General features: G+C 54.8%; 22 protein-coding genes and 1 pseudogene. 14 read left to right on the plus strand and 9 right to left on the minus strand.

Translation table 11 applies throughout. The features are described 5' to 3' along the window. The first annotated feature begins 17 nt into the window (after positions 1-17). The 6 genes from ACVWVQ_RS03315 (at position 18) to fabG (ending at position 6,173) form a co-directional block, all read left to right on the plus strand. Positions 18-1,139, plus strand: a complete 1,122-nt coding sequence (locus tag ACVWVQ_RS03315) for an ABC transporter ATP-binding protein (RefSeq protein WP_457506856.1) — start codon at positions 18-20, stop codon at positions 1,137-1,139. A gap of 28 nt (positions 1,140-1,167) precedes the next feature. Further along, positions 1,168-2,061, plus strand: a complete 894-nt coding sequence (locus tag ACVWVQ_RS03320; RefSeq protein WP_457506858.1) for an ABC transporter permease — start codon at positions 1,168-1,170, stop codon at positions 2,059-2,061. A 41-nt stretch (positions 2,062-2,102) separates the two neighbouring features. Further along, entirely contained in the window at positions 2,103-2,933 is an 831-nt protein-coding gene (locus tag ACVWVQ_RS03325) for an ABC transporter permease (RefSeq protein ID WP_457473642.1), read from the plus strand. A gap of 8 nt (positions 2,934-2,941) precedes the next feature. Next, positions 2,942-3,925 carry a phosphotransferase enzyme family protein gene (locus ACVWVQ_RS03330; RefSeq protein ID WP_457506860.1) on the plus strand — a complete coding sequence of 328 codons (984 nt, stop codon included), beginning with the start codon at positions 2,942-2,944 and terminating at the stop codon, positions 3,923-3,925. A 21-nt stretch (positions 3,926-3,946) separates the two neighbouring features. Then, positions 3,947-5,284 carry an aspartate aminotransferase family protein gene (locus ACVWVQ_RS03335; RefSeq protein ID WP_457506862.1) on the plus strand — a complete coding sequence of 446 codons (1,338 nt, stop codon included), beginning with the start codon at positions 3,947-3,949 and terminating at the stop codon, positions 5,282-5,284. A 106-nt stretch (positions 5,285-5,390) separates the two neighbouring features. Then, the gene (fabG, locus tag ACVWVQ_RS03340) at positions 5,391-6,173 is read left to right on the plus strand and encodes a 3-oxoacyl-ACP reductase FabG (RefSeq protein WP_457506864.1); all 783 of its coding nucleotides are present in this window, start codon (positions 5,391-5,393) and stop codon (positions 6,171-6,173) included. 35 nt (positions 6,174-6,208) lie between these two features. Here fabG and ACVWVQ_RS03345 read toward each other — a convergent pair whose 3' ends face one another. The 3 genes from ACVWVQ_RS03345 to murC all read right to left on the minus strand — a co-directional run bounded on the left by ACVWVQ_RS03345 (position 6,209) and on the right by murC (position 9,071). Beyond that, positions 6,209-6,475 carry a hypothetical protein gene (locus ACVWVQ_RS03345; protein WP_457506866.1) on the minus strand — a complete coding sequence of 89 codons (267 nt, stop codon included), beginning with the start codon at positions 6,473-6,475 and terminating at the stop codon, positions 6,209-6,211. A gap of 119 nt (positions 6,476-6,594) precedes the next feature. After that, positions 6,595-7,545, minus strand: a complete 951-nt coding sequence (murB, locus tag ACVWVQ_RS03350; protein WP_457503453.1) for a UDP-N-acetylmuramate dehydrogenase — start codon at positions 7,543-7,545, stop codon at positions 6,595-6,597. After that, a complete protein-coding gene (gene murC / locus ACVWVQ_RS03355) occupies positions 7,542-9,071 on the minus strand; it encodes a UDP-N-acetylmuramate--L-alanine ligase (RefSeq protein WP_457506868.1) in 1,530 nt (509 codons plus the stop codon). The genes murB and murC overlap by 4 nt, the downstream gene beginning before the upstream one ends. Positions 9,072-9,366: 295 nt before the next feature. Between murC and ACVWVQ_RS03360 the strand changes: the two genes are divergently transcribed. The 3 genes from ACVWVQ_RS03360 (at position 9,367) to ACVWVQ_RS03370 (ending at position 12,675) form a co-directional block, all read left to right on the plus strand. Continuing rightward, positions 9,367-10,518, plus strand: coding sequence for an ABC exporter membrane fusion protein (locus ACVWVQ_RS03360; protein WP_457506870.1), 1,152 nt, complete (start codon positions 9,367-9,369; stop codon positions 10,516-10,518). A gap of 9 nt (positions 10,519-10,527) precedes the next feature. Next, positions 10,528-11,712, plus strand: a complete 1,185-nt coding sequence (gene devC, locus ACVWVQ_RS03365) for an ABC transporter permease DevC (protein ID WP_457506872.1) — start codon at positions 10,528-10,530, stop codon at positions 11,710-11,712. A 225-nt stretch (positions 11,713-11,937) separates the two neighbouring features. Beyond that, a complete protein-coding gene (locus ACVWVQ_RS03370) occupies positions 11,938-12,675 on the plus strand; it encodes a DevA family ABC transporter ATP-binding protein (protein WP_414355769.1) in 738 nt (245 codons plus the stop codon). On the opposite strand, the gene ACVWVQ_RS03375 is transcribed toward ACVWVQ_RS03370, so the two are convergent. Next, positions 12,672-13,643, minus strand: a complete 972-nt coding sequence (locus ACVWVQ_RS03375) for a GDP-L-fucose synthase family protein (RefSeq protein WP_457506874.1) — start codon at positions 13,641-13,643, stop codon at positions 12,672-12,674. The two genes, ACVWVQ_RS03370 and ACVWVQ_RS03375, sit on opposite strands and share 4 nt — an antisense overlap. Positions 13,644-13,777: 134 nt before the next feature. Between ACVWVQ_RS03375 and ACVWVQ_RS03380 the strand changes: the two are divergent. Then, a pseudogene (locus tag ACVWVQ_RS03380) lies at positions 13,778-15,020 on the plus strand (RNA-guided endonuclease InsQ/TnpB family protein). A gap of 23 nt (positions 15,021-15,043) precedes the next feature. On the opposite strand, the gene ACVWVQ_RS03385 reads toward ACVWVQ_RS03380, so the two are convergent. After that, positions 15,044-16,024, minus strand: coding sequence for an alpha-ketoacid dehydrogenase subunit beta (locus ACVWVQ_RS03385; protein ID WP_414407965.1), 981 nt, complete (start codon positions 16,022-16,024; stop codon positions 15,044-15,046). Between the two features lie 183 nt (positions 16,025-16,207). On the opposite strand from ACVWVQ_RS03385, the gene pdxA reads away from it, so the two are divergent. The 3 genes from pdxA (at position 16,208) to ACVWVQ_RS03400 (ending at position 19,110) form a co-directional block, all read left to right on the plus strand. Next, positions 16,208-17,296: a 4-hydroxythreonine-4-phosphate dehydrogenase PdxA gene (gene pdxA, locus ACVWVQ_RS03390; protein ID WP_457506877.1), complete on the plus strand. Its 1,089-nt coding sequence runs from the start codon at positions 16,208-16,210 to the stop codon at positions 17,294-17,296. Between the two features lie 29 nt (positions 17,297-17,325). Further along, complete coding sequence (locus ACVWVQ_RS03395; RefSeq protein WP_414375131.1) at positions 17,326-18,441, plus strand: aldo/keto reductase; 1,116 nt, start codon at positions 17,326-17,328, stop codon at positions 18,439-18,441. A gap of 87 nt (positions 18,442-18,528) precedes the next feature. Then, positions 18,529-19,110: a hypothetical protein gene (locus ACVWVQ_RS03400; protein ID WP_457506879.1), complete on the plus strand. Its 582-nt coding sequence runs from the start codon at positions 18,529-18,531 to the stop codon at positions 19,108-19,110. 35 nt (positions 19,111-19,145) lie between these two features. Here ACVWVQ_RS03400 and ACVWVQ_RS03405 read toward each other — a convergent pair whose 3' ends face one another. Beyond that, positions 19,146-19,376, minus strand: a complete 231-nt coding sequence (locus tag ACVWVQ_RS03405) for a DUF2555 domain-containing protein (RefSeq protein WP_457506881.1) — start codon at positions 19,374-19,376, stop codon at positions 19,146-19,148. Positions 19,377-19,730: 354 nt separating this feature from the next. On the opposite strand from ACVWVQ_RS03405, the gene ACVWVQ_RS03410 reads away from it, so the two are divergent. Beyond that, on the plus strand, positions 19,731-21,509 hold the full coding sequence (locus ACVWVQ_RS03410; RefSeq protein WP_457506883.1) for a flavin reductase: 1,779 nt from the start codon (positions 19,731-19,733) through the stop codon (positions 21,507-21,509). Here ACVWVQ_RS03410 and ACVWVQ_RS03415 read toward each other — a convergent pair. The 3 genes from ACVWVQ_RS03415 to ACVWVQ_RS03425 form a co-directional block, all read right to left on the minus strand. Further along, entirely contained in the window at positions 21,487-22,059 is a 573-nt protein-coding gene (locus ACVWVQ_RS03415) for a Uma2 family endonuclease (protein WP_457474468.1), read from the minus strand. The two genes, ACVWVQ_RS03410 and ACVWVQ_RS03415, sit on opposite strands and share 23 nt — an antisense overlap. Positions 22,060-22,366: 307 nt before the next feature. After that, a complete protein-coding gene (locus tag ACVWVQ_RS03420) occupies positions 22,367-23,767 on the minus strand; it encodes a chlorophyll a/b binding light-harvesting protein (RefSeq protein WP_457387765.1) in 1,401 nt (466 codons plus the stop codon). Positions 23,768-23,806: 39 nt separating this feature from the next. Further along, positions 23,807-24,292, minus strand: coding sequence for an allophycocyanin subunit beta (locus ACVWVQ_RS03425; RefSeq protein ID WP_099812041.1), 486 nt, complete (start codon positions 24,290-24,292; stop codon positions 23,807-23,809). Positions 24,293-24,398 lie beyond the last annotated feature (106 nt).

The following is a 24,398-nucleotide window of genomic DNA, read 5'->3' on the forward strand; positions in this document are numbered from 1 at the left end:
CAGAGGGGTGGCAGCACATGGATGCCGTCAAGCTACAGAGCCAAGAGTTTTCCACTCAGAGAAGCTATTCCTCAACACCAGTTCTACAGTTAATAGGGGTATCTAAAGCATTTGGTTCATTTGTGGCTGTTCACAAAGCAGACCTAGATGTCTATGAGGGGGAATTCTTAACTTTGGTGGGTCCTTCGGGATCTGGAAAGACAACTTTACTTCGCATGCTTGCGGGCATGGAAGTGCCTTCCCAAGGAAATATCATCCTGCGAGGCAATCGTATCAATGACTTGCCTCCAAACTTGCGTCCTACCTGTCTAGTGTTTCAATCTCTAGCTCTCTTTCCCCATAAAACTGTAGGAGAAAACATTGAGTTTCCTCTAAAGGTTCGAGGAGTCGGTGCTCCTGAACGCCGTCGCCGAGCCTTAGAGCTTATGGCTACTGTACACCTGCCTGAAAACTATTACCGCAGGAATGTCATGCACTGCTCGGGAGGAGAAAAACAGAGAGTTGCCCTAGCCCGCGCGTTGGCTTTTGATCCCGAAGTCTTACTTTTTGATGAGCCGCTTTCTGCTATTGACTATAGATTGAAAAAGGTTTTGCAAAAAGAGCTTAAGGAGCTTCATCAAGCAACAAGGAAGACTTTTGTCTATGTCACTCACTCCCTAGAGGAAGCAATGGTGATGTCTGATCGGATTGCTGTCATGCACCAAGGAAGATTAATTCAGGTCGGCTCACCAGAGGAGATTTACGAGCGTCCAGCAGATCGGTTTGTTGCAGAGTTCATGGGAGATGTAAATATTATCAGGGTAAAACGTAGAGAGAAGGATTTGATTTGGTCAGGAGAGGATGTTGATGGATCTTTTTGTGTTCTCCCACCTCCTGGTGAACCAGATATTTGCTCTGCTTATATAGTAATCCGACCTGAACGCCTGCGAGTTTTACGTCCTCATGAAACTGCAGATAATATTCTTATCGGAGAGATTCATAACAGATATGACTTGGGCTCGAGGATTCAATATCAAGTAAGGGTTGGAGATAAAATGATGCTAGTTGAGGTTTCACGTTCTCAGGCTTCTAGTCTATCATTACAGATGGAGGTTACCTTAGGGTGGAATGCTAGTGATGCGTTTACAGTAGTGAGTTAGGTGAAATGGTAAGCAATTTAGGGTAATTATGACAACAGCTCTGCCGTCTTTATTGGAGAATCGCGGGAAAGCATCTTTGTCGCCCGCTTTTCTGTCGATACCTAGCCTTGTTCTTCTGGGAGTGGGCTTTTTCTTGCCACTGTGCGTGATTTTACTCTACTCATTTGCAACTCCTCGTAGCTTTGAATTGCTGAGATCCTTCACGCTAGTAAATTATAGCGAGCTGATTAGGGCCGAAAATAGCATTTGGAGATCTTTCATTTGGTCTAACGGTCTCGCACTTGCTACCTGTTGTCTGTTATTCCTTTTTACCTACCCTATAGCTCATGGTTTATGCCGTGTTTTCAGTCACTGGGCTGGTCTGGTTACCAATCTCTTCATCTTTCCTCTTTTCATTTCCGAGAATGTTCGCCTTCATGGATGGGTGCTATTCTTCATTAAAGGTGGGGTTCTCAACGGAACAATCGAAGCTTTGGGATGGCAAGGTGGACTAGAAGTTCTGTACCAGCCCGGAATGATATTGGCAGGAATGATCTATACCCATTTTCCATTTATGCTCTTTCCTGTTACCTTAGGGTTAGCAATGGTTCCTCGCGACCTCTGCGATGCTGCTGCAGATTTAGGGGCTAATCGATGGCAGATTTGGCGAGAAGTAGAATTGCCTATTGCATTACCCGGAATCTTGGTTGGGATGTTGCTTACATTTGTTTTAGCTTTCGGTGCTTTAACGGAGGCCCGAATTTTGGGAGGTCAATCTGTAATTGTGATTGCCCATGATGTAGAGCATGCCTTTACCTATGCTCAGAATTGGCCTTTGGGGTCTGCACTTTCTGTTCTGTTGACACTATGGATTGGTGGTCTTGTTGTGGCTATCTTCTCTAAAGTTGATTTAGATCGAATTTTAGGTAAGAAAGAGATATAGCTGAGATAGAAGCTAGAGATCTAGAGCACTTCGAGACTTTTATGAAACTTCCTGGTCGGCGGAAATCTGAAATCCTCACATGGGTATGGACAGGATTTGCTCTCCTGACCATTTACTTGCCATTATTCTGTACTGTTCTAGCTAGCTTTTCCAGAGCCCGCTATTTTACTTTTCCTATTCGCTCATTTTCTACTCGGTGGTGGGAACAAACGCTTGAATCGCTGGAAATTCACACAATAATTACTAACTCTCTTCTAATTGCTTTTTCTGTTACACTTCTTTCCGTAGGGATTGCTTTCTGCGGGTCTCTGGCCTTTGCTAGGTTCAATTGGCGAGGGCGTAAGCTTTTTCAGAAAGTACTTGTTCTGCCTATTTTTTTTCCACAACCTGTGCTTGGACTTGCATTACTACTGTTCTTTAACACTTTTGGAATTGAAACCTCTTGGCGTACAGCAATCTTTGCTCACTTGGTCTGGATAGCTCCAGTTGCAACACTAGTTATGGCCATTCAGGTCTACGGGTTTGATGCTAGTCTAGAGGAAGCAGCTTATGATCTAGGTTGTTCCAACTTGCAGGTTTTTAGAGAGATTACACTACCTCTACTCTGGCCAGGTATTCAATCAGGAGCTCTCTTTTCTTTTCTACTTTCTTGGGGCAACTTCCCGCTGTCACTGTATACATCTGGAGCCGACTCTACGATTCCAGAGTGGCTCTACAGTAAAATGGTGGCAGGATATACACCAATGGTGCCAGTTCTGGGAACTATATCGACTCTGGGTGCAGCAACTATCTTCCTTATGAGCGGCTTACTCTTTGTCTTGATTCGTCGCCTTCAACTTCATCAGCTTTCCCGGCAGGATGCTACAAAGTGAGGTAATCAATGTATACCGACGAATTTATTCGACAAATCAAAGAAGGGCTCTATCAATTGTTACCATCTTGGGGTGTGAATCTCGCAGCGGAGATAGATCTGCTCAATATATCAGAGAACGCTACTTTTCTAGCGAGGAACACAGGACTTGATCAGGATTTGGTATTCCGTGTATATCGCCCTGGTTATCATGACCTTCAGGAAATAGAGTCAGAGTTGCTTTGGATTGAGGCAATCAGGAAAGATACAAGAGTAAAAACTCCAAGTATTATTCCCTTGAGGGATGGGAAGTTAGTTGGAGAGATTAAACGAGAAAATGTGATCCTTTACGTGGTTGCTTTTGAATTTGTCGATGGAGATTCACCCTCCGAAGGCGCAGATTTGGTTACACACTTTTACAACCTAGGTGTGATTACTGCCAGACTTCACAAGCACGCTCGGGTCTGGTGTTTACCCCCCTCATTCAAACGTAAAACCTGGGATTTTGAGATGACACTTGGGTCAGTAAAGATTTGGGGTGATTACCGAGCAGCACCAGGTCTCACGCATGAGGGAACGAATCTGTTAGAACGAACTGTTGAAGTCTTACGCAAGTTGCTGGAGCCTCTGAGTCAGCCAGAAAACTTTGGACTCATCCATGCTGACCTTCGACTTACTAATCTACTGGTAAATGATGATGGAATTTATGTCATAGATTTTGACGATTGTGGATTTAGCTGGTTTCTCTATGACTTTGCTGCAGCAGCTTCGTTTATCGAACATAAGCCTTATCTTCCAGATTTACAAGCGGCCTGGGTAGAGGGATATAGAACCGAACTCCCTCTGACAGACGTTCAAGTTGCTCAAATACCCGTCTTTGTCATGCTGCGTCGAATTCTTCTAACTGCCTGGATTGCTTCCCATTCTGAAACCCCGACGGCTCGGGAGCTAGGGGAGTCCTATACTTCTGGAACGCTAGAATTAGCAGAAAGGTTTCTTCAGTGCTATGCTTGAATAGATGTAATGGCAATGACTATGAAAGACAAAAAGGAAATACTCGCTCTGAATGCGTTTGCTTTAGAATCCGCAGATCTTTCCACTTTTGAAGATAATTTAGCCGAGCTCCTGCGAAGACGAGAGCAGATACTTGGATCCCTCTCAGTCCTCTTCTACCAGCGTCCTCTGCATATTGTCAGTGCCAGAGGTTGCTCAATTCTTGCTGCTGACGGTACTCGCTATCTGGATTTCTACAATAACGTACCTTCGGTTGGTCACTGTCATCCTCGAGTTACTAAGGCAGTATGCGATCAGATCCAAAGGCTAAACATTAACACTCGTTACCTTTATAGAATTCTCAATGACTACGCGGAGAAGCTGCTATCTTTATTTCCTCCTGAACTATCAAATCTGGTTTTAACATGTACGGGCAGTGAGAGTAATGATTTGGCGTTGCGAATTGTTCGTTACTTCACAAAGGGAGAAGGTTTTATTGTATCCAGCAATGCTTACCATGGGAATACAGCGGCAGTTACAGAAGTTTCGCCAGCTTCTTACCGCCAGGGCTCACTGCCACGTTACGTTCGTACGGTGCCTCCTCCAGATCCTCTCTACTATGGCTCGGATGTTGGGAAAGGCTTCGCGGAAGCAGTGGCTGCTGAGATCCAGGATCTCCAGCAAGCAGGAATTCCCTTTGCGGGGCTTTTAGTGGACACAATCTTTTCGAGCGATGGTGTTTATGTAGATCCGCCAGGATTTCTGCAGGCGGCTGTGGATGTCGTCCATGAAGCAGGTGGATTGTGGATTGCTGATGAAGTGCAACCTGGGTTTGGCCGCACAGGGACGATGTGGGGCTTTGAACGCCATGGTGTAGTTCCCGATCTGGTGACTCTGGGCAAGCCCATGGGAAACGGCTTTCCTATGGCAGGGATTGTTACTCGCCCTGAGTATCTCCGGGCTTTCAGCGAACATTTTGGCTACTTCAATACTTTTGCAGGCAATCCTGTTGCGGCAGCAGCAGGTCTAGCTGTCTTGGAAGTGATTGAGGAAGAGGGCCTTGTAGAAAATGCTTCTTGGCTAGGGACTAAACTGCGTTCATGGATACAAGACCTATCAACTCATTACCCAGTCATAGGAGGAGTGAGGGGTGCAGGCCTTTATCTGGGAATAGATATAGTTGATCCCAAAGACGGTAGGCCAGATGTAAGACGAGCAACGCGTATCATTAATGCCCTATGCGAGGAGAAGCAGATTTTGATAGGAGCTACTGGAAGTCTTGGGCACATCCTGAAGATCCGTCCGCCTCTCTGTCTTCAATCTCCAGAAGCAGAGCTATTTGCAGAAGCTTTGGAGGATGTGTGTAGGGCTTTGCTCTAAAACCTGTTGACACGACAGACAGGCCAAGTTTGACTTATGCCAACCTAGCTAGAAGTAGTAGTTGCTATTACTTTGTCTGTTCCTAACTTCGACTTGAGGAGAAAAAATGTTTAGGTCTCTAGCTGGACGCACAGTAATTGTCACAGGGGGAAGTCGCGGCATTGGACGTGGTTTGGTCAAGCGTTTTGCCGAAGTAGGAGCTAATGTGTTAGTTGTTTCTCGACATCTGGAGCAAGCGGAAACCTTGGCCTCAGTATTGGGTTCAAACGTATCGGCCTTTGCGGCAGATGTTGCAAATCCTGAGTCCTGCCATGCTCTTGCATCTACAGCACTTAAGCGGTATGGACACATTGACATACTGTGTGCTAATGCAGGAATCTTCCCAGTAGCTAAACTGGATGTCATGACCTCAGAAGACTTTGATCTTGTTCTCAGCACTAACCTCAAGGGAATGTTTCTGAGTATTTCTGCAGTCTTGCCAGCGATGAAGCAGCAGCAGTGGGGACGAATCATCGTAACTTCTTCAATCACTGGGCCCATCACTGGGTATCCGGGGTGGAGTCATTATGGAGCCTCTAAAGCCGGACAGTTAGGGTTTATTCGCACCGCCGCCATTGAGCTTGCTCCCTGGAACATCACTATCAATGCTGTGATGCCAGGCAACATCCACACAGAAGGATTGGACAGCTTAGGGGCTGACTATTTGGCTAAGATGGCAGCCTCGATTCCTATGAAACGTCTAGGTAGTGTTGAGGATGTTGCTAACGCAGCACTCTTTTTTGCTTCTGAAGAGGCTGCTTACATTACAGGCCAAACTCTCGTCGTTGATGGAGGGCAAGTTCTCCCGGAGTCACTCATGGCTTTAGAAGAGATGAAAGAAATGTTTTAGACACGTTCTGGGTAACGATAATCACCGCGACTGATTTAGTCGTTGTGTCGGTCTAGGGAGGGATCCCAGTCCAGATCTTCGTGGCGGTGCTCCCGTTCCCAGCGATGCACCCAGTCCCAAATGCGATAGTGCTGCTCGGCGGTGAGTTGCTTGGGATCCTGGGCCAAAGCGGCAGCCTCTTCTGGGGTGAGCAAAGCAGCCAGGCTGCCGATCTCCAACAAATAGCGGCGTTCTTCCGCAGTGGTGTGGGACTGATTGAGCCGTCGAATTAAACGACGTAAAGTGGCTACATCTTGACTCATAAGCCGATAGGAAAGAATCGACGAGCATCTAAGCTGGTAAGAACAGTTTAAGAGCAGAATCATCGAAATTATCAAAGTCATCAAAAGAAAGCAGGCCAAATTGCCCAGCCGATGCTCTTCTAATCCTCAAAGGATCCCAGAATGCGCACTTCCGGCTCCAAAAGCACCGACCATTGTTGATAGACCTTTTCCTGGGCCAAGCGAATCAAGCGGTAAATGTCCTTGGCACTCGCCTGATGGCAATTGAGGATGAAGTTGGCATGGCGCTCTGAAATTTGGGCCCCACCGATGCGGTACCCCTTCAACCCCACCTGCTCGATGAGCCAGCCGGCAGGGTGAGATTCGGGGTTGCGAAAGACGCTGCCACAACTGGGCAAATGATAGGGCTGAGAGCTTAGGCGTTGGTTGAGGTAGCGCTGGGTTTCCCACTGCACCTGGGACGGATCCCTGCTTGGGATCAACTGCAGCGTCGCTCCTGTCACCGTCCAGGGGGAGTCCTGTAGGCGAGAGCGGCGATAGCCAAATTGCAGATCGGCAGGTTCTAGGCGGCAGGGCTCCTGCTCCTCATCCAAAATCTGCACTTCCACCAGCACATCCGCCATGGCGCGTCCGTGGGCACCCGCATTCATCACCACGGCTCCCCCCAGGGTGCCAGGGATCCCAATCGCCCACTCCAACCCACTCCAGCCTTGCCTGGCGGCGGCCCGCGACAGATTGACCAAAGGCTCTCCGGCAGCGGCCCAAATTCTCCCCCCTTCCAGCAGTTGGATCCCGCGCAAACGGCGAGTGCCGATCACCAGCCCCTTCAACCCCGCATCGCTGATGAGCAGATTGCTACCTGCCCCCAGCAGCGTCGTGGGGATCCCTTCTGCTCGCGCCCAAGCCAAACACTGCTGCAGCTCCAGGTGGCTACGGGGCTCACAATACCACTCCGCTTTGCCGCCCACACGAAAGGTGGTCAAAGGAGCCAACGGGATCCCCGATTGAATTCGTCCAGAGAGTCGGGCAAAACTTGAGGTATCGGGGCCACAGGGATCGCCTTGCGGAAGCACCACCGGAGCTGTAGTCATGATGCCAACACCTCAGCAGACACCATCTCCCCGACCGAGTTCTCGGCTTCTCCCGGCAGCTCCCCTTCAGAGTCCACTAAGGGTTGCTCCCCAGCCTGAGCCGCATATGCCCGCATCGTAGCGGCTATCTGCCGATTCAGATCGCCTGCGCCCAAAAAAACGGCGAGATCTCCAGGCTGCAGGACGGACGGCAACACCTCCGGCAATTGCGGCAAAGACGACACATAGCGCACATGGGGATGGTGCTCCGCCACCGCCACGGCCAAACGCAAGCTGTCGGAACCCTCAGGCGCCGGCTCTCCCGCTCCATACGTAGGCACGATCACCACCACGTCCGCCTCCCCAAAGCAGCGGGCAAAATCTTGGAACAGGGCAGCCAAACGGCTGTGGCGATGAGGCTGAAACACGGCCACCACCCGCCGCTGCTGTAGCCGTGCTGCCTGCAGGGTGGCCCGAATCTCGCTGGGATGGTGGGCATAGTCGTCGATAAAGGTGACTCCACCCACTTCCCCCTTGTGCTCAAAGCGGCGATGCGCCCCCCGAAATTGCGCCAAAGCTGAGGCAATCACCGCAAACTCCAAGCCCAACTGCCGCCCCACGGCGACCGCCGCCAGGGCATTGCTGAGGTTATGGGATCCCAGCACCTGTAGGCGAAGCTGTCCGAGGAGGGATCCCCTTTCCCAAATCTCGGCGCAGGTGAAACTGGCAGTGTAGAGGATTTGGCGAGCTTGGTACTGGGCTTGGGGATGACCGGTCAGGCTGTAGCCCACATCCACCCTCAGGTGAGCCGCCACGTTGGGACAGTCCAGACAGGCCACCAGGGTTTGGCTTTGCTGCCCATACTGTTGAAAAGCCCGGATCACCTGCCCCAAATCGGCGTAGTGATCGGGGTGATCCAGCTCAATGTTGGTGATCACCCCAATCTTGGGATAGAGCCGCACCAGGGATCCATCCGACTCATCCACCTCGGCCACCCAATACTCCCCCTTACCCAGACGGGCATTGCCATCCCAGGCATCCACTTCCCCGCCGATAATCAAGGTGGGATCCCAGCCCGCCGAGAGCAACACATAGCCGATCATGCTGCTGGTGGTGGTTTTGCCGTGGGTGCCGGCCACCCCAATGCCAGAGCGACGGTTAAACAGAGCCGCCAACAAGTCTGCCCGGTGCCAAACCGTCAATCCTTTGCCCAGGGCAGCAGCCAATTCCGGATTGGTGGGGCGAATGGCGCTGGAATAGACCACCTGGGGATCCCCGACCAACCCCTCCAAGCTGTGGCCCTGAAAGAAGCGCACCCCCAAAGCTTCCAGGCGGCGGGTACGGCCATTGGCGACAATGTCGGATCCGGAAACGCGAAACCCTTGTTTAGCCAGGATATAGGCCAGGGCCGACATCCCCACTCCACCAATGCCCACAAAGTGATAGGTGGAAAGCAAGGGATCTAGGGGATCCAAATGCAGGGGCAGAGGCTGAGACGGAACCGGCAACGGCGGGATGGGATCCCTTCCTCCAAGTGTCTCCACCATCGCAACTCCACCCCACTCCTAAAACCGCCACACTCCAAAAAAAGGACTGCGTTCTGCTGACTACAAACAGGTTCGAACAGGCCACATCATATCAGGAATCCCCAGAGCTAGGTAGGCTGCGCCTCACCGGCTGCCAATGATCTTCCGGCACCTTGGGGAACCCAAAGGGAGTGAAAATACGGTGAAGACAAGCAACATAGAATACGGCTGGACATTTTCATCCTAAAAACTTTACACTTATTTAAGAAAAAGAGGCGGCGTTTGTCGTCTGCAAAGCCACAGCGGGTAAAAGGCCATGAACCCACGAGCGCTTTGGTCGCTGGCAGGAGTCGGGCTGCTTGGTTGTGCCGGTCTGGCATGGCTGGGATTGAGCCAACAGGGAGCCACACAGTCGGTATCGGGAAGTGCAGAGGCAACGGTGGAAATGCGGCTGCCTCCGCAAGTTGGTGCTTTGGGTCGCCTGGAGCCGGAGGGGGAAGTGCTGCGCATTGCCGGTTTCCCCGGAGAACGGCTGGGAGAGCTGCTGGTGGCCGAGGGGGATCGCGTGGTGGCAGGCCAAGTGCTGGCCCGCTTGGAAAGCTACGCCGAGCGGTTGGCGGAGCGAGAGTACGCTGCCGCCCAACTTCAAGAGGCCCGCGCCCGGTTGCAGGCCGAGACCCGTTTCAGTCAGGCCCAAATCCAAGAGGCACGCACCCGCCTCAGCCGTCTGGACGAGCCGCAACAGATGCAAATCCGCTCCCAGGAAGCGGTGGTGGAACGTATCCGGGCAGAACTGGCCGATGCCGAGGCCAATCTGGCCCGCTTTCAGGAGCTCTGGCAGGAAGGAGCAATCTCGCAACAAGAGCTGGATCAACGCCGGCTGCTGGTGCGGCAACGACAGGAGGACTTGCGGGCTGCCGAAGCCACCCTGAGCCAACTGCGCCTGGCCCGTGAGCGGGATCTGGTCAATGCCCAAGCCCAAGTCCAAGCTGCCGAGGCGGGACTGAGTCTGGCCCAAGCCCAAGTCCAACTGGGATCCCTGGCCCGCAATCTGGAACTGGCAGAAGCTCGCCTAGAGCGCACCCTCATCCGCGCTCCCCGTGCTGGACAGGTGCTCAAGATCCACACCCGCCCTGGAGAGGTCATCCCCGCCGGCGAGGGCATTCTCGAGCTGGGCAACACCGACCAGATGATGGTGGTGGCGGAAGTCTACGAGACGGACATCCTGCGGGTTCGGCCAGGGCAACGAGCAACCATCAGCAACCGCGCTCTGCCAGAAACCCTGCAGGGCCGAGTGGAGCGGGTGGGCCTGCAGATTGGCAAGAAAGATGTGCTCAACACCGACCCAGCTGCCGATGTGGATGCCCGCGTGGTGGAAGTGTATATCCGCCTGGATCCGGAGAGCAGCGCCCGCGTGGCTGGCTTGACGAACCTGCAGGTGAATGTGGCCATCGATGTCGAGGGGTAGGCTCAGCCCATGTACAGCCTGTTCAGTGTGGCTTTTATCGCGCGCCGGCTCCCGTTGGCCTGGCTGCAACTGACGCGGGAGAAGATCCGCCTGCTGGTGGCCCTGGCGGGCATTGCCTTTGCTTGCATCTTGATGTTCATGCAGTTGGGCTTCCAAGACAGCCTGCTGGAAAGTGCCATCCGCTTCCACGTGGCCCTGAAGGGAGAGATCTTCCTGGTCAGCCCTCAGTCCAACGCCCTGATTGCCATGAACACCTTCTCCCAGCGGCGACTCTATCAGGCTTTGGGCTTTGAGGGGGTGCGGGCCATCTCGCCTGTCTATGTGGGCTTTGCCCTCTGGAAAAACCCAGAGACCCGCCGTACCCGCAGCATTTTTGTGGTAGGAGTGGATCCCTCGGCTGATCTGTTGGACTTGCCGGAACTGACGCCGGACGAGCTGGAAGAGATCAAAAAGGCGGACGTGGTGCTTTTTGACCGCCGCTCCCGCAGCGAGTTTGGCCCCATCCCAGAGTGGTTTGAGTCCGGGCGAGAGGTGGTTACTGAGGTGGGAAACCGCCGCGTCCAGGTGGGGGGCCTGTTCGAGATGGGGGCCACCTTCGGAGCCGACGGCACCATCCTCACCAGCGACCTCAATTTCCTGCGCATTTTTCCGCAGCGGGGGCGTGGCCTGGTGGATATCGGCGTGGTGCAGCTTCAGCCGGGTGTGGATCCGGATCCCTTGGTGCGGCAGATGCGAGCTTTGCTGCCGGAAGATGTGCGGGTGCTCTCACGGGCGGAGTTTATCGATATGGAGCAAACCTACTGGGAAGAGGGCACAGCCATCGGCTTTATTTTCGGCCTGGGGGTGGGCATGGGCTTTATTGTCGGCATTGTGATTGTCTATCAAATTCTCTACACCGATGTGTCGGATCACCTGGCGGAATATGCCACTCTCAAAGCCATGGGCTATACCGATACCTACCTGCTGGGAGTGGTATTTCAGGAGGCGCTCCTGCTGGCCGGATTGGGGTACATTCCTGCCTTTGCCCTGTCGGTTTTGCTCTACGATTTGACGGCCAATGCCACGTTGCTGCCTATTGCCATGACCTTCAACCGGGCGATGCTGGTGCTGGGGCTGGCGGTGAGCATGTGCTTCATCTCAGGAGCGATTGCCGTGCGACGGCTGCGGGCAGCGGATCCTGCCGACATTTTCTAGAGTTTTGGCTGTGGGCAGGGCGCCGGGGCGTTGGTAAGTCAATAGTCTGCCAAAGGGGATCGGATGGATGGTGAAGGGTTTGAGCTAGGCTGTCTAAAAACTTCTGGGATCCTCATCAACGCTCTCCGGCCAAAGGTTTCTAAATGGTCTCATCTCAACGCTCCAAATGACGGCCTAAGTGGTCAATGAGTTGTCAACGCAAAGTTTTGAGATTTTGAGTTTCCTATGCTGACTCCTCTTCTCGATCAAGCTGCCCTTGCTTCTGCCCAGAATGCCGTTGAGCCAGTGGTGAAAGCCGAAGGTGTAAACCACTATTTCGGCGAGGGATCCCTGCGCAAGCAGATTCTCTTCGACATTAGCTTTGCCCTGCAGCCAGGGGAGATCGTGCTGCTGACTGGCCCTTCCGGCTCCGGCAAAACCACCCTGCTGACGCTGCTGGGGGCCTTGCGCTCGGTGCAGGAGGGCAGCTTGCGGGTGTTGGGACAGGAGCTGCGGGGAGCTCAGCCGAGCACTCTTATCCAAATCCGCCGCCAGGTCGGGTACATTTTCCAAGCCCATAACCTGCTGCGCTCGCTGACGGCAGCTCAAAACGTGCGCATGGCTCTGGAGCTGCACAACGGCCTTGCTCCTCAACAGGTGCAGCAGCGGGCAGAGGAAATGCTGGCGGCAGTGGGCCTAGGGGATCGCGTCCACTCTTACCCTGAGCAGCTTTCGGGAGGACAGAAACAGCGGGTGGCCATCGCGCGGGCCTTGGTCAGCCATCCCAAGCTGGTGCTGGCAGACGAGCCCACGGCAGCCCTAGATAGCAAGTCGGGTCGCGAGGTGGTGACCCTGATGGAGAAGTTGGCGCGGGAGCAGGGCTGCACCATCCTCATGGTGACCCACGACAACCGCATCCTGGACATCGCGGATCGGGTGCTGCACATGGAGGATGGCCGGCTGGAGAGCCAAGGGGTTGCCTAGCTTTGCCCAGAGCAGGCGTGGCGGCGGTACCAGTCGATGGTGCGCTGCAGCCCTTCCCGCAAGCCGACTTTGGCCACAAAACCCATCCTCTCTCGGGCTTTGGAGACATCCAGACAGCGGCGGGGTTGGCCATTGGGCTTGTCCGTTTGCCAGCGGATCTCTCCCCGGAACTCCATCAGCTCGCAGATGAGGGCAATCAGATCCCGGATGGAGATCTCTTCACCGGTGCCCAGGTTCAAGGGATCCGCCCCGTCGTAAAGCTGGGTGGCCATGACAATGCCGCGGGCCGCATCTTCGGCATAGAAAAACTCGCGGGTGGGGCTGCCATCCCCCCACACTTCGACATAGTTTTGGCCCCGTTGCTGCGCTTCGTGCACTTTGCGGATCAAGGCTGGGATGACGTGGGAGCTTTCGGGGTCGAAGTTGTCCATGGGGCCGTAGAGGTTCACCGGCAGGAGGTAGATGCCGTTGAAGCCGTACTGCTGCCGGTAGGCCTGCAGCTGCACCAGCAGGGCTTTCTTGGCGATGCCGTAGGGGGCGTTGGTCTCCTCTGGGTAGCCGTTCCAGAGATCCTCTTCCTTGAAGGGAACGGGGGTGAACTTGGGATAGGCGCAGATGGTGCCCACGCAGACAAACTTCTCCACCCCGGCCAGGTAGGCGGCGTGGATGAGCTGGGATCCCATGATGAGGTTGTCGTAGAAGAGTTCTGCCGGCTTGGCTTGGTTGAGGCCGATCCCGCCTACGTGGGCGGCCAAATGGATGACGATATCTTGCCCTTGCACCACCTCTTGGCAGACTTCCCAACGGCGCAGATCCTGGGTGCGGGAGCGCGGGATGCGCACCTGCTCCGGCTTTACCCCCAGCACCTGCAACTGTTCCAGCACATGTTTGCCCAAAAAGCCGCTGCCCCCTGTGAGCAAAATGCGCTTCTGGCTGAGATCAATGGAACCGGGCAAGCTGTTGGGCATAGATCCGACGCAGAGAACTCCCGGCTTTCATTATGCGGCAGAGGGGATAGCCGTATTTCAGCTTACTAGCGCAGGAGCCCCGCCCTCTGTCCGTAGGACGAGGGTCGGGAGGAATGCGGAGTTACGATACAACCATGACCCAAGTCCTGACCGTCTCCTGCAAGCTCAAGGTGTCCCAGTCGCAAGCCGCAAAGTTGGACGCGACCTTGGATGCCTTCGGCCAAGCCTTGAACTGGGTCAACCAAAACACACCCGAGAAAGTCGCCAACGCCGTTAAACTTCAATCTCTGGGCTACCACCAAATCCGTGCCCGGTTCGGCTTGTCCAGTAACTTGGCTCAGCAGGTCTGCAGACGGCTGGCAGGTGCCCGTAAGGTCGCCCGACAGAAAAACCGCCCGGTCAAAGCGTTCAAGGGGGGCTTTGCGACCTATGACGCTCGTATCTTTATCATTTCGCGAGAAAGACTGGACGGTGTCGCTGACCACGGTGGAGGGTCGAGAACGCTTTGAGCTGGCGATTGGTCATTACCAGAGAGAAAAGCTGGCGGGCTCCAATCCCAAATCGGCCACTCTGGTCAAGCGCAAAGGTTCCTACTACATTCAAATCCAAATCTGTGTGGAAACGGAACCGTTTCCACGCCAACGCACGGACAGGGTACTGGGTGTGGATTTGGGAAGGACAGATATTGCCCATACATCGGAAGGAGATAACTGGAATGGACAGCAGTTGAGCAGAGTCCGAGACCGTTATTCCAAGCTGAGAGCGGTACTCCAGCAAAAAGCCAGTAAGGGCACCCGCAGTTCGCGGCGCAGATGCAGAGAACTGTTGCAACGGCTGTCTGGCAAGGAGAGGCGCTTTCAAGCCTGGCTCAATCATCGCATCTCCAAGGCTGTTGTCTCTAGGGCGAAGGCCACAAACAGTGCCATTGCTCTGGAAAACCTGACAGGGATTCGGGAGCGTATCAACCAACAACCCCGCAGCAAAGCCGAGCGGCGCAGGGCTAACAGTTGGGCGTTCTACCAACTCCGTCAATTTCTGGAATACAAGGCGAGGGTTGCAGGGGTTTCTCTGATTCTTGTTCCGCCTGCCTACACGTCGCAGACCTGCCACCGGTGCTTGCATATTCATCCCGACCCTGAACAGTCCTACCGCAGTGGGAAGAAGTTTAAGTGTGGGCACTGTGGATGGGAAGGGGATGCGGATTTCAATGGTGCGAATGTGATTGCGCTTTTGGGGGCTGCTGTAAACCAGCCTAGAGGTCAAGCCTACGGCTCGCTTCGCGAACGTGGTTGGCTTGCCAACTACAGGGCTACCGAAAGCCTGCACTCTTTCGCTTTAGCGGCGCGGAGCACTCTGCGTCAGCATGAGTGCGGGTAGTTTACTGTTGTTTTGTAGGGGTTCTAATCCGCGTAGAGGAGCTGCTCCACCGCCGCCACGATATCTGCAGGTTGCACGATGGTGGCTGCCTCCAGGGTGCCGTTGTAGGGGGTGGGAATGTCCTGCGAAGCCAAACGCACCACCGGCGCATCCAGCTCATCGAACAGTTCTTCCATGATGCGAGCCGTCAGTTCCGCCCCAATGCCACCCGATTTCATGTCTTCCTCAACAATAATCACCCGATGGGTTTTGCGCACCGAAGCGGCAATGGTCTCCATATCCAGAGGCTTGAGGGAGATCAAGTCGATCACCTCAGGGTCGATCTCCTGCTGCACCAAAGTGTCCACGGCCTTGAGCACGTGGTAGCGCATGCGGGAGTAGGTGAGCAGGGTAACATCGGAGCCGGATCGGACGATTTCGGCTTTGTCCAGAGGCAAAAGGTATTCCTCTTCTGGCAGATCTTCTTTCAAGTTGTACAGGAGCACATGCTCGAAAAAGAGAACGGGGTTGTCGTCGCGGATGGCGGACTTGAGCAAGCCCTTGGCATTATAGGGAGTTGAACAGGCCACGATCTTAAGCCCGGGCACCGCTTGGAAGTAGGCCTCTAGCCGCTGCGAGTGTTCTGCTCCCAACTGACGACCCACCCCGCCCGGCCCGCGGATGACCATCGGGATCTTGAAATTGCCCCCGGAAGTGTAGCGCAGCATACCGGCATTGTTGGCAATTTGGTTGAAGGCCAGCAGCAGAAAGCCCATGTTCATCCCTTCCACCACCGGGCGCAAGCCGGTCATGGCTGCCCCGATGGCCAGGCCGGTGAAGCTGTTCTCGCAAATGGGGGTATCCAGCAGACGCATCTCCCCGTACTTGCGATACAGGTCTTTGGTGACTTTGTAGGAGCCGCCGTAATGGCCGACATCTTCTCCCAAAACAAATACGTTGGGATCCCGGGCCATTTCTTCGTCGAGGGCAGCACGCAAGGCGTTGTAAAGGAATGTCTCGGCCATAGAGGTTCAATATCGCTAAACCCTCATTAAACCATTTTGCCGGCATGGATCCCCTTGCAGCTGACTTGATAGGCTGAGCTCAGAATTCTTGCTCAAAGGGATGGCGACCTTCCCCACAGCTTTCCTCAGCACTCTCTTTCCCCTGGAACATGGGGATCGTCCGTCTTCTCAAGAAAAGACACCATGAGCCTTGCACTGCCCAAACTGGCGCTGACCTTGGGGGATCCCACGGGAATTGGGCCGGAAATTGTGCTCAAGGCGCTGGCGGATCCTGAGGTGCAGTCTTGCGCCCACATCACGGTTGTAGGGGATCGGCAGGTTCTAGAAGCCACCTATCGCCTGCTGAGAGATCGGTCGCCGGCTCCATTGGCCCATCCGGCAGGGATCCCGATGCTGGAATGCAACACGGGCTTTTGGTTGCAGCCTGGCCGTGTCGGTCAAGGGGATGCCGACAGTGGTGCGGTTAGTTTTGCTTACCTGAGAACGGCGGTCGAACGGACGTTGCAGGGGGAGTTTCAGGGGATCGTGACAGCACCCATCGCCAAATATCTCTGGCATCAAGCTGGCTACCGGTTCCCTGGCCAAACGGAAGTTTTGGCCCAACTGAGTGGGTCTGAACGCTACGGGATGCTGTTTGTCGCCCGTTCCCCCCACAGTGGCTGGCAGATGCGGGTTTTGCTGGCCACCACCCATATTCCCCTCGGCCAGGTGCCCACCGTGCTGACCCCAGAGCGGGTGCGGACAGCGCTGGATTTGCTGGTGGGATCCCTGCGCCACACCTTTGGGATCCCGGATCCTAGGATTGCAGTGGCCGGCCTGAATCCCCACGCCGGCGAACAGGGGCAACTGGGATCTGAGGAAAAAGAATGGCTGACCGAGCTGCTGCGCACCTATGCCCACGCCCAAATCTGGGGGCCGCTTCCCCCCGACACCCTGTGGGTGGCTCCCGCGCAAGCCTGGCATGGCCAGGGATCCCCAACTGTGGCAGATGCCTACTTGGCTCTCTATCATGATCAAGGTTTGATCCCGGTGAAGATGCTGGCTTTTGACCGGGCAGTCAACCTGACAATTGGGTTGCCTTTTGTTCGCACCTCTCCCGATCATGGCACCGCCTTCGACATTGCCGGCCAAGGGGTGGCCCGATGCGAGAGCCTCAAGCAGGCGATCCTGCTGGCGGCAGAACTGCTGGGCAAAAACCCCCAATCCCCTGAGGGAAATGCCGTCTGTACCCGACAATCTGAGGCCGTTTCTCGTTTCCAGGGGGTGGCTTGATGGAAGTTGCCGGTGCTACCTCAACCGGAATGCTTTACCGTCGCTTTGGGCGCACCCAACAGCTTGTCTCGGTTTTTTCTCTGGGCAGCATGCGCTTGGTCAATGTGCCCAGGGCTCAGGCTCAGGCAACCGTTGAGGCAGCCCTAGCCGCAGGGATCAACCACATCGAAACGGCTCAGGCTTATGGCCATGCCGAGGTGCTCTTGGGCGAGATTTTGCAAACCCTGCCCTTTTCACGCCATCAGTTGATTCTGACCAGCAAACTCACTCCCACAGATGGGTTGCGAGAGCGGCTTCAGGGATCCCTGCGCCGTCTGCGGGTGGATTACCTGGATCAATTTGCCTTTCATGGCATCAACTTGCCGGAACATCTGGAGTGGGTGCTGCAGAAAGGGTTGCCGATTCTCAAGCAGATGCAGCAAGAAGGCTGGGTGCGCTACATTGGTTTTTCCACCCATGGATCCCTGGAGTTAATTTTGCAGGCCATCCAGACAGGATGCTTTGACTTTGTTAATTTGCACTATCACTTTTTCCAACAGCGCAATGCACCGGCCCTAAAAGCAGCTGCCCAGCAGGATATGGGCGTGTTCATTATTTCTCCCGCCGATAAGGGGGGAATGCTCTATCGCCCGCCCCAACACCTGCAGGAGTGCTGTGCCCCTTTCAGCCCCTTGGAATTTGCCTATCGTTTTTTGCTGGCGGATCCCCGTGTTCACACCCTCAGCCTAGGCATCACCCATCCTGAGGAGTTGCAGGTGGCCTTGTCGGCCTTACGGGATCCCGACCGGTGGTGGGTAAATGGCCCTCAGGTGCAAGAACGGTTGCGCCAAACCGAGCAGGAACGCTTGGGATCCAGCCGCTGCGCCCAGTGCTACGCCTGCCTGCCCTGCCCAGAAGGGATCCACATTCCCGAAGTGCTGCGTTTGCGCAACTTGGCCATTGCCCACGAGATGACGGAGTTTGCCCAGTACCGCTACAACATGTTCGGCCAAGCTGGGCATTGGTTTCCGGGGTCACCTGCCGACCGCTGTACCGAATGCGGTGACTGCTTGCCCCGCTGCCCAGAGCATCTGCGGATCCCGGAGTTGCTGTCCGAAGCCCACCAGTTGCTGCATCGGTCTCCGATCCGGCGGCTCTGGGAATAACCATTCCACCTATCCTATTTGGCTGAGCTTAACTCCACTTATAATCGGATGGAGTTTATCGATTGCATCACAAGGCGAGGCATCGGAGTGAATAGTCAGAGCCAAGACCGCTTAGACCGGGTGGAACAACTGCTGGCTTGGACGGCTGAACAGACCGCTGCCAACAGCCGAGAAATCCGGGAGCTCTGCCAATCCATCCAGGAGCTGCGTCAGTCCATCCAAGAAAGCCGCACCCAGTCTGCCGAGGAGAACGCCGCCCGTCTGCGGGAAATCGAGGAGCTGCGTCAGTCCATCCAAGAAAGCCGCACCCAGTCTGCCGAGGAGAACGCCGCCCGTCTGCGGGAAATCGAGGAGCTGCGTCAGTCCATCCAAGAAAGCCGCGCCGAATTTGCCGAACAAGCTGCTGCCCAAGCTCAAAGCCTGCGAGAGCTACAGCAAGTTGTCAGCGAGACCCGCTCTGACTTAGCTCACCTTGCCGAGTGGGCAGAGGAAGTGACTCAAGCTCTTGTCACCCTCACCGCCCTACAACGAGAGCACGAACGCGCCATCCAGGCCATCAACCAACGGCAGGCGGAAACGGATCAGAGGTTCAACGTTCTCCTTGAAGAGGTGCGCTACCTGATTCGCCGGCAAGGCTCTGACGGAAATCCTCCCCCCTCGTTGCCCTGAGCACTGGGATCCCTTTAAGAACTGCAAGGACAGCCCTAATCTTCATCCACTTCCCACTCCAACAGATGTGCATAAGGGGCCACCAAGTCGGGGGCGTAAAAGGCGATGGCTCGAAGGGCATGCCAGTCTTCCAAGCAGCCAAAGACGGTCGGATACTCATTGCGCTCCAACCGCTCTGCAATTGCCGCCACATCAGCTTCAGTAAACTGGCGGGGATCCATCCCCTTAGCAGGGGCTTCCACTTTGGACTTGGATCGGGCAGACATAGGCAGCCTGAACACGCTACAAGCCGATCTTAGCCTCTTCTTTTCGCTGGCCAAAAACTTGAATACTCCCTGTCCCAAAGGGAGAAAATTCTTAATTACTGGTATTTCTTAGCAACACTGCGTGAACAGCTTTAAGACAGTCGTGTGGTTTTTTGGGCAGTTGAGTCTTCTCGCCACTGTATTTGCTGTAGCACAAAAGCCGCCCTACTGGTTGAGTTCCGCGTAGGGGTAGAACGGGGCTTCAGACCCAACTTTTGGGTAAGCCAACCCCTGTTCTCCCGAAACTCTGAAAAGGGATCCCCATTCCTCCAGTTTCGTGGCAAGGTGAGGACAGATACCGCATCGGAGGCTGCTATGGAGAGCAAGATCCCCGCCCGCGATGTCCAAGTTGCCCTTATCGGCCCGTCCACGCTGGTTCTCCGCTCCCGCACCTGGGATCGCCTGAAGTTTGAGCTGGAATACGCTCGGCAACGGGGCACCACTGCCAATAGCTACCTCATCCAGGCCCGCCAAACCCTTCTCATCGATCCTCCGGGGGAATCGTTCACCAGCATCTTTTTAGAAGAGCTGGCCCAACACCAGTACCTGCAGCGGTTGGACTTTATTTTGCTCAGCCACGTCAACTTTAACCGCATTGCCACTCTCAAGGCCCTATTGCCTCTGGCTCCCTACGCGATGGTGCTCTGCTCCAAGCCGGGATCCATTACGCTACGGGCTGCCTTTGAAGAGATGGATCCCTTGCCCCGCAGTCGCGACGAAGAAGAAGCCGCCGATCTGGGCATTTTCTACAATGGCGACCAGTCTTTCCGTTTGCGGGTCATCCGAGATGGGGATCGCCTGGATTTGGGAGAAGGGCATGAGTTGCACTTTCGCACCGTGCCCACGCCCCGCCACCCAGATGCCCTCTGTACCTACGATCCGGCCACCGGGATCCTCTACACCGATAAGCTGTTCGGCGCCCATGTGTGCGATGAGCAAGTGTTTGACGAACATTGGCGGCAGCTCAGCGAAGACCGTCGCTACTACTTCGACTGTTTGCACCGCAACCAATTGTCCCAGGTGAAGGCAGCCCTGGCCAAGTTGGAAGAATTTCCCGCCCAAATCTATGCCCCTGCCCACGGCCCCTTGGTGCGCCACAGCCTGCGGCGGTTGCGGCTGGACTACCACACTTGGTGCGAGGAGGATCCCGGCGAGCAGCGGGTAGCTCTTCTGTACACTTCTGCTTACGGGAATACAGGTTTGATGGCCATGGCCATAGCCCAAGGGTTGGAGCGAGCCGGCGTTAAGGTGGAGCGGATCAACTGCGAATGGGCCACCCCGGAAGAGATCGCCCAAGCTCTGGAGCGCTGCCAAGGGTTTGTTATCGGATCCCCGACTTTGGCCGGCCATCCTCCTGTGCAGATCCAAACCGCCCTTGGCATCATCCTTTCTTCAGTTCCCACCACCCGATTGGCCGGGGTTTTCGGCTCCTACGGCTGGAGCGGAGAAGCGGTGGATCTCATCGAGAGTAAGTTGCTCAATGCCGGCTTTTCCTTGGGGTTTGAGACGATCCGCGCCAAGTTTAAGCCCACCCCTGAAATCCTAGAAGCCTGTCAAGAGGCGGGATCCCAGTTTGCTCAGGCCCTGCGCAAAGCCAAACGAGCCCGCGCCCCTCGCCAAACCAGCAGCGAAACTCAGGCGGATCGGGTTGGGCAAGCCCTGAGCCGGGTGGTGGGATCCCTGTGTGTAGTCACCGCCCTGCAAGGAGAGACCCGCCGCGGCTTCCTCACCTGGTCGGTGGCCCAGGCTAGCTTCAATCCACCAGGGCTAACCCTGTCGGTGAACAAGGAACAAGAAGCCGAATTGCTGACCTATCCCCAGGCCCCCTTTGTGCTCAACATCTTGCGGGAAGGCAAAGGTAGCAATTTGCAACGGCACTTTCAGCGGCCCCAGCGCCCTGGAGAAGATCGGTTTGCCGGCTTGGCCACGGCCACTGCCGAAAATGGCTGCCCCATTTTGTTGGATGCCTTAGCTTACCTGGAGTGCCGTGTGAAAACTTGGATGGACTGCGGGGATCGCTACCTGGTCTATGCCGAGGTGGAACGGGGCAAGGTGCTGGATCCCACGGGGGTTACGGCCATGCGGCGGGGGTAGTGTATTGGAGAACAAAGATTTGTTGTGGAGTCAATGCTAACTGGATCCCGTCGATCACCTTGAGCTGACGATCTGCTCGGCAAATTTCCGGCTCTTGTTGAGGAGCAAATACCAAAATAGAGTAATCGTCTAAATCCACCATCCACCCTAATTTGCTGCCGTGCTTTAGGCAATGCAGGATATTATCGATTACACGGCTTACCCTTTGACCCGGCGAAAGAATTTCGATAATCCAGTCGGGTGCTGCGGTGAAGTCATCTTCTGGCTCGCCTGTTTCACTGAGGCGAATTCGATCCCACGCAATTACGGCAATATCGGGAACAATGGAACGACCGGAAAAAGTGCAACGCAGTTCGGGCAGGGCAGTATAGTCGGTGGTGCTGCCGTCAACCTCAGCCACGAGGCGTTTTTGCAAAATGGAGTGGCGGGCTTTGGGCAGCGGTTTTTGAATGGCAACTCCATCCACGTACTCCCATGCCGGAGACTCTTCTATGTGAGGCAACTTGAGGAAGTCTTCAAGAGTGAGAGCCAAATCTAGGCGAGTTGTCATAGGTTTAGGCAAAGCCCCCCCGGATCCCTGCCAGTACTGTATCCCAAACCCCAAAGCGAGGGGGAGCGGTGGAGTAGGGGTTAAAACTGCGGCAATTGGGGTAGATGGAGCGTGAAAGTCGTCCAACCAGCAGAGCTGCTGACTTCGAGGGATCCCCTCAGTTGATCCACCATTTGCTTCACCAAGGCCAAGTCTAGATCGGTACTCCCTTCCTTAGCCCACACTGCGGAGCCCTAGCAAAGCAAAAAGCCCCCAGGCAGGGTAATCACCTCTCCTGAGGGCCAAACCCCCTCAAATCCCAGGTAGGTTAAGCCTGAACTCTGCTCGGCTCGTAGAAGACTTTGGGCAGAGATCGAGCAAACTTCGAGAAATCAGCCCTTGACTTGCGCGAACCATAATCTGCCTTTAAGTCAGAACGATTGAAAGCTATCTTCTCTCTTGCGGGCTCGTAGAAGATCCACCTCCTAAGGGTGTAGTTCACTTCATAGAGAGTTTGCCGAACGCCGTTTATCAACGATAGAGATCTGGAGCTGGGAGCCTTTGGCGGCTGATACCAGTAGATATCCTCGGGAGATACAGATAGAGGCTCTGGACCTGCAAAGGGCGGCTCGTAAAAAGTTGCAAAGTCAGGCTGAGGTCGGCACTGAAATTGAACCTGATACACCGACTGAGAGGTCATTTCCTGCCGACTCTGCTGCCAAAGCTGCAGCATCTTGCCGACATCAAATCCCATCGCTCGCTGAAAATGCCACAGGGATCCTTGTAGAAAAAAGAAGGCTAAGTAGAAGTGAGCATTCGCCAGCCAAACCCTTGAGGAGTAGTTCCACGCTCCCGTTTGATTTGGATCGAAGTAGTAAGGAGTAAAGGCGGATTTCAGCTCCAGGGTGGGGCCGTAAAACTCCACCGGGTAGGCCAGCGAGTTAAACCCACAGTAGTAAGAAGCCGCAAAACCGGCTAGGGCGATGCCGAATAGAGAGTAGGAGAGGATCCCATCTGCTGAGAAGAGAAAGCGAGCTTTAACCCACTCAAACGGCGGAACCAGGATATGCCACACCCCTCCCAACAAGAGAAGAGCTCCCACATAGATATGGCCCCCCACCAAGTCTTCCAAATTATTGACATCAAACAGGTGGGTGCGGTAGTTCCAAAGGGTGGCAAAGTCCAAAGTTGGAGCCGTAACCAGGCGTACCTGACCGGTGTTGGCGTCATACAGCCCCCCGAACACCATCGCCTTGGCCACCAACAATAGGGATCCCAGGCCCAAAATCAGTAGGTGGTGCCCCAAAATCACTCCCAACGTTTTGGCATCATCCCAAGTGAAGTGAAACTTGGCAGCCCTGCCGAATTCCATATCTAAGCTGGGGGGAAGTTGGGTTTGGTGGAAGTAGGCTCCTCCAGCCAACACGCCGGCAGCCACCAGGTGAATTGAGGCAATGGCCACATAGGGAAAGGTATTGACGATCTGGCCACCGGGGCCAACCCCCCACCCCAATGTGGCCAAGTGGGGCAGCAAAATCAGCCCTTGCTCGTACATGGGCCGCTCTGGCGAGAACTTGGCCAGCTCAAACAAGGTAAAGCCCCCCGCCCAAGCCATGATCAAGGCCGCATGGGCCACATGCGCCACGATAAAAGTATTAGAGAGGTTCATCAATCGAGCGTTACCTGACCACCAGGGGTAGCCCGATGGGTGCATCTTTTTGGCATTCATAGATAGCTCCTCAGTGAGCCCTCAAAAATACAGGCACGTTTAGCTCAGACCGGCAATGATATGGTCAAGATAAACGGCCATTTCTTGACTTGCCTCTGTGTCGAGACTTTCGGTCAGGACCTCTTTCATGGCATTGAGGGCCTGAATGACGCGATCGATGGGAACGCCGAGGGTGATGTAAGTTTCTTTTAAACCCTGCAACACGCGCTCATCCAAAATTGAGGGATCGGCAGCCAACATGGCGTAGGTGGCATAGCGTAGAAAATAGGTCAGGTCCCGCAAGCAAGCCGCGTAGCGCCGAGTAGGGTACATATTGCCCCCCGGTAGGGTAATATCCCCGTAGAGCAAGCTCTTGGCAACCGTTTTGCTGATAATGCTGCTGGCGCTGGAGCTGATGGTTTTGGCCGCCTTGACGCGCATGTTGCCACTCTGGAAATAGCGATTTAATTGTTCCAGAGCTGCGGCATCTAAGTAAGAGCCTTTCTCATCGGCGGGGTTAATCAGGGAAGTGATGGTATCTTTCATGGATTTTTCTCCTCTAAGCACTAGTAGGGACTGATTTCTTGAGGCAATTGGGCAAATGCTGTTCGCGTTAGCGGGACGGAGTCCTTGCACCGCTTGCTCAGGCATT

Source organism: Thermostichus sp. MS-CIW-36, assembly GCF_054059035.1.

Excerpts from the sequence above, each read along its gene's own strand:
- ACVWVQ_RS03315 (WP_457506856.1), top strand. The coding sequence starts at position 18 with ATGGATGCCGTCAAGCTACAGAGCCAAGAGTTTTCCACTCAGAGAAGC.
- ACVWVQ_RS03320 (WP_457506858.1), top strand. The coding sequence starts at position 1,168 with ATGACAACAGCTCTGCCGTCTTTATTGGAGAATCGCGGGAAAGCATCT.
- ACVWVQ_RS03325 (WP_457473642.1), top strand. The coding sequence starts at position 2,103 with ATGAAACTTCCTGGTCGGCGGAAATCTGAAATCCTCACATGGGTATGG.
- ACVWVQ_RS03330 (WP_457506860.1), top strand. The coding sequence starts at position 2,942 with ATGTATACCGACGAATTTATTCGACAAATCAAAGAAGGGCTCTATCAA.
- ACVWVQ_RS03335 (WP_457506862.1), top strand. The coding sequence starts at position 3,947 with ATGAAAGACAAAAAGGAAATACTCGCTCTGAATGCGTTTGCTTTAGAA.
- fabG (WP_457506864.1), top strand. The coding sequence starts at position 5,391 with ATGTTTAGGTCTCTAGCTGGACGCACAGTAATTGTCACAGGGGGAAGT.
- ACVWVQ_RS03345 (WP_457506866.1), bottom strand. The coding sequence starts at position 6,475 with ATGAGTCAAGATGTAGCCACTTTACGTCGTTTAATTCGACGGCTCAAT.
- murB (WP_457503453.1), bottom strand. The coding sequence starts at position 7,545 with ATGACTACAGCTCCGGTGGTGCTTCCGCAAGGCGATCCCTGTGGCCCC.
- murC (WP_457506868.1), bottom strand. The coding sequence starts at position 9,071 with ATGGTGGAGACACTTGGAGGAAGGGATCCCATCCCGCCGTTGCCGGTT.
- ACVWVQ_RS03360 (WP_457506870.1), top strand. The coding sequence starts at position 9,367 with ATGAACCCACGAGCGCTTTGGTCGCTGGCAGGAGTCGGGCTGCTTGGT.
- devC (WP_457506872.1), top strand. The coding sequence starts at position 10,528 with ATGTACAGCCTGTTCAGTGTGGCTTTTATCGCGCGCCGGCTCCCGTTG.
- ACVWVQ_RS03370 (WP_414355769.1), top strand. The coding sequence starts at position 11,938 with ATGCTGACTCCTCTTCTCGATCAAGCTGCCCTTGCTTCTGCCCAGAAT.
- ACVWVQ_RS03375 (WP_457506874.1), bottom strand. The coding sequence starts at position 13,643 with ATGCCCAACAGCTTGCCCGGTTCCATTGATCTCAGCCAGAAGCGCATT.
- ACVWVQ_RS03385 (WP_414407965.1), bottom strand. The coding sequence starts at position 16,024 with ATGGCCGAGACATTCCTTTACAACGCCTTGCGTGCTGCCCTCGACGAA.
- pdxA (WP_457506877.1), top strand. The coding sequence starts at position 16,208 with ATGAGCCTTGCACTGCCCAAACTGGCGCTGACCTTGGGGGATCCCACG.
- ACVWVQ_RS03395 (WP_414375131.1), top strand. The coding sequence starts at position 17,326 with ATGCTTTACCGTCGCTTTGGGCGCACCCAACAGCTTGTCTCGGTTTTT.
- ACVWVQ_RS03405 (WP_457506881.1), bottom strand. The coding sequence starts at position 19,376 with ATGTCTGCCCGATCCAAGTCCAAAGTGGAAGCCCCTGCTAAGGGGATG.
- ACVWVQ_RS03410 (WP_457506883.1), top strand. The coding sequence starts at position 19,731 with ATGGAGAGCAAGATCCCCGCCCGCGATGTCCAAGTTGCCCTTATCGGC.
- ACVWVQ_RS03415 (WP_457474468.1), bottom strand. The coding sequence starts at position 22,059 with ATGACAACTCGCCTAGATTTGGCTCTCACTCTTGAAGACTTCCTCAAG.
- ACVWVQ_RS03420 (WP_457387765.1), bottom strand. The coding sequence starts at position 23,767 with ATGAATGCCAAAAAGATGCACCCATCGGGCTACCCCTGGTGGTCAGGT.
- ACVWVQ_RS03425 (WP_099812041.1), bottom strand. The coding sequence starts at position 24,292 with ATGAAAGATACCATCACTTCCCTGATTAACCCCGCCGATGAGAAAGGC.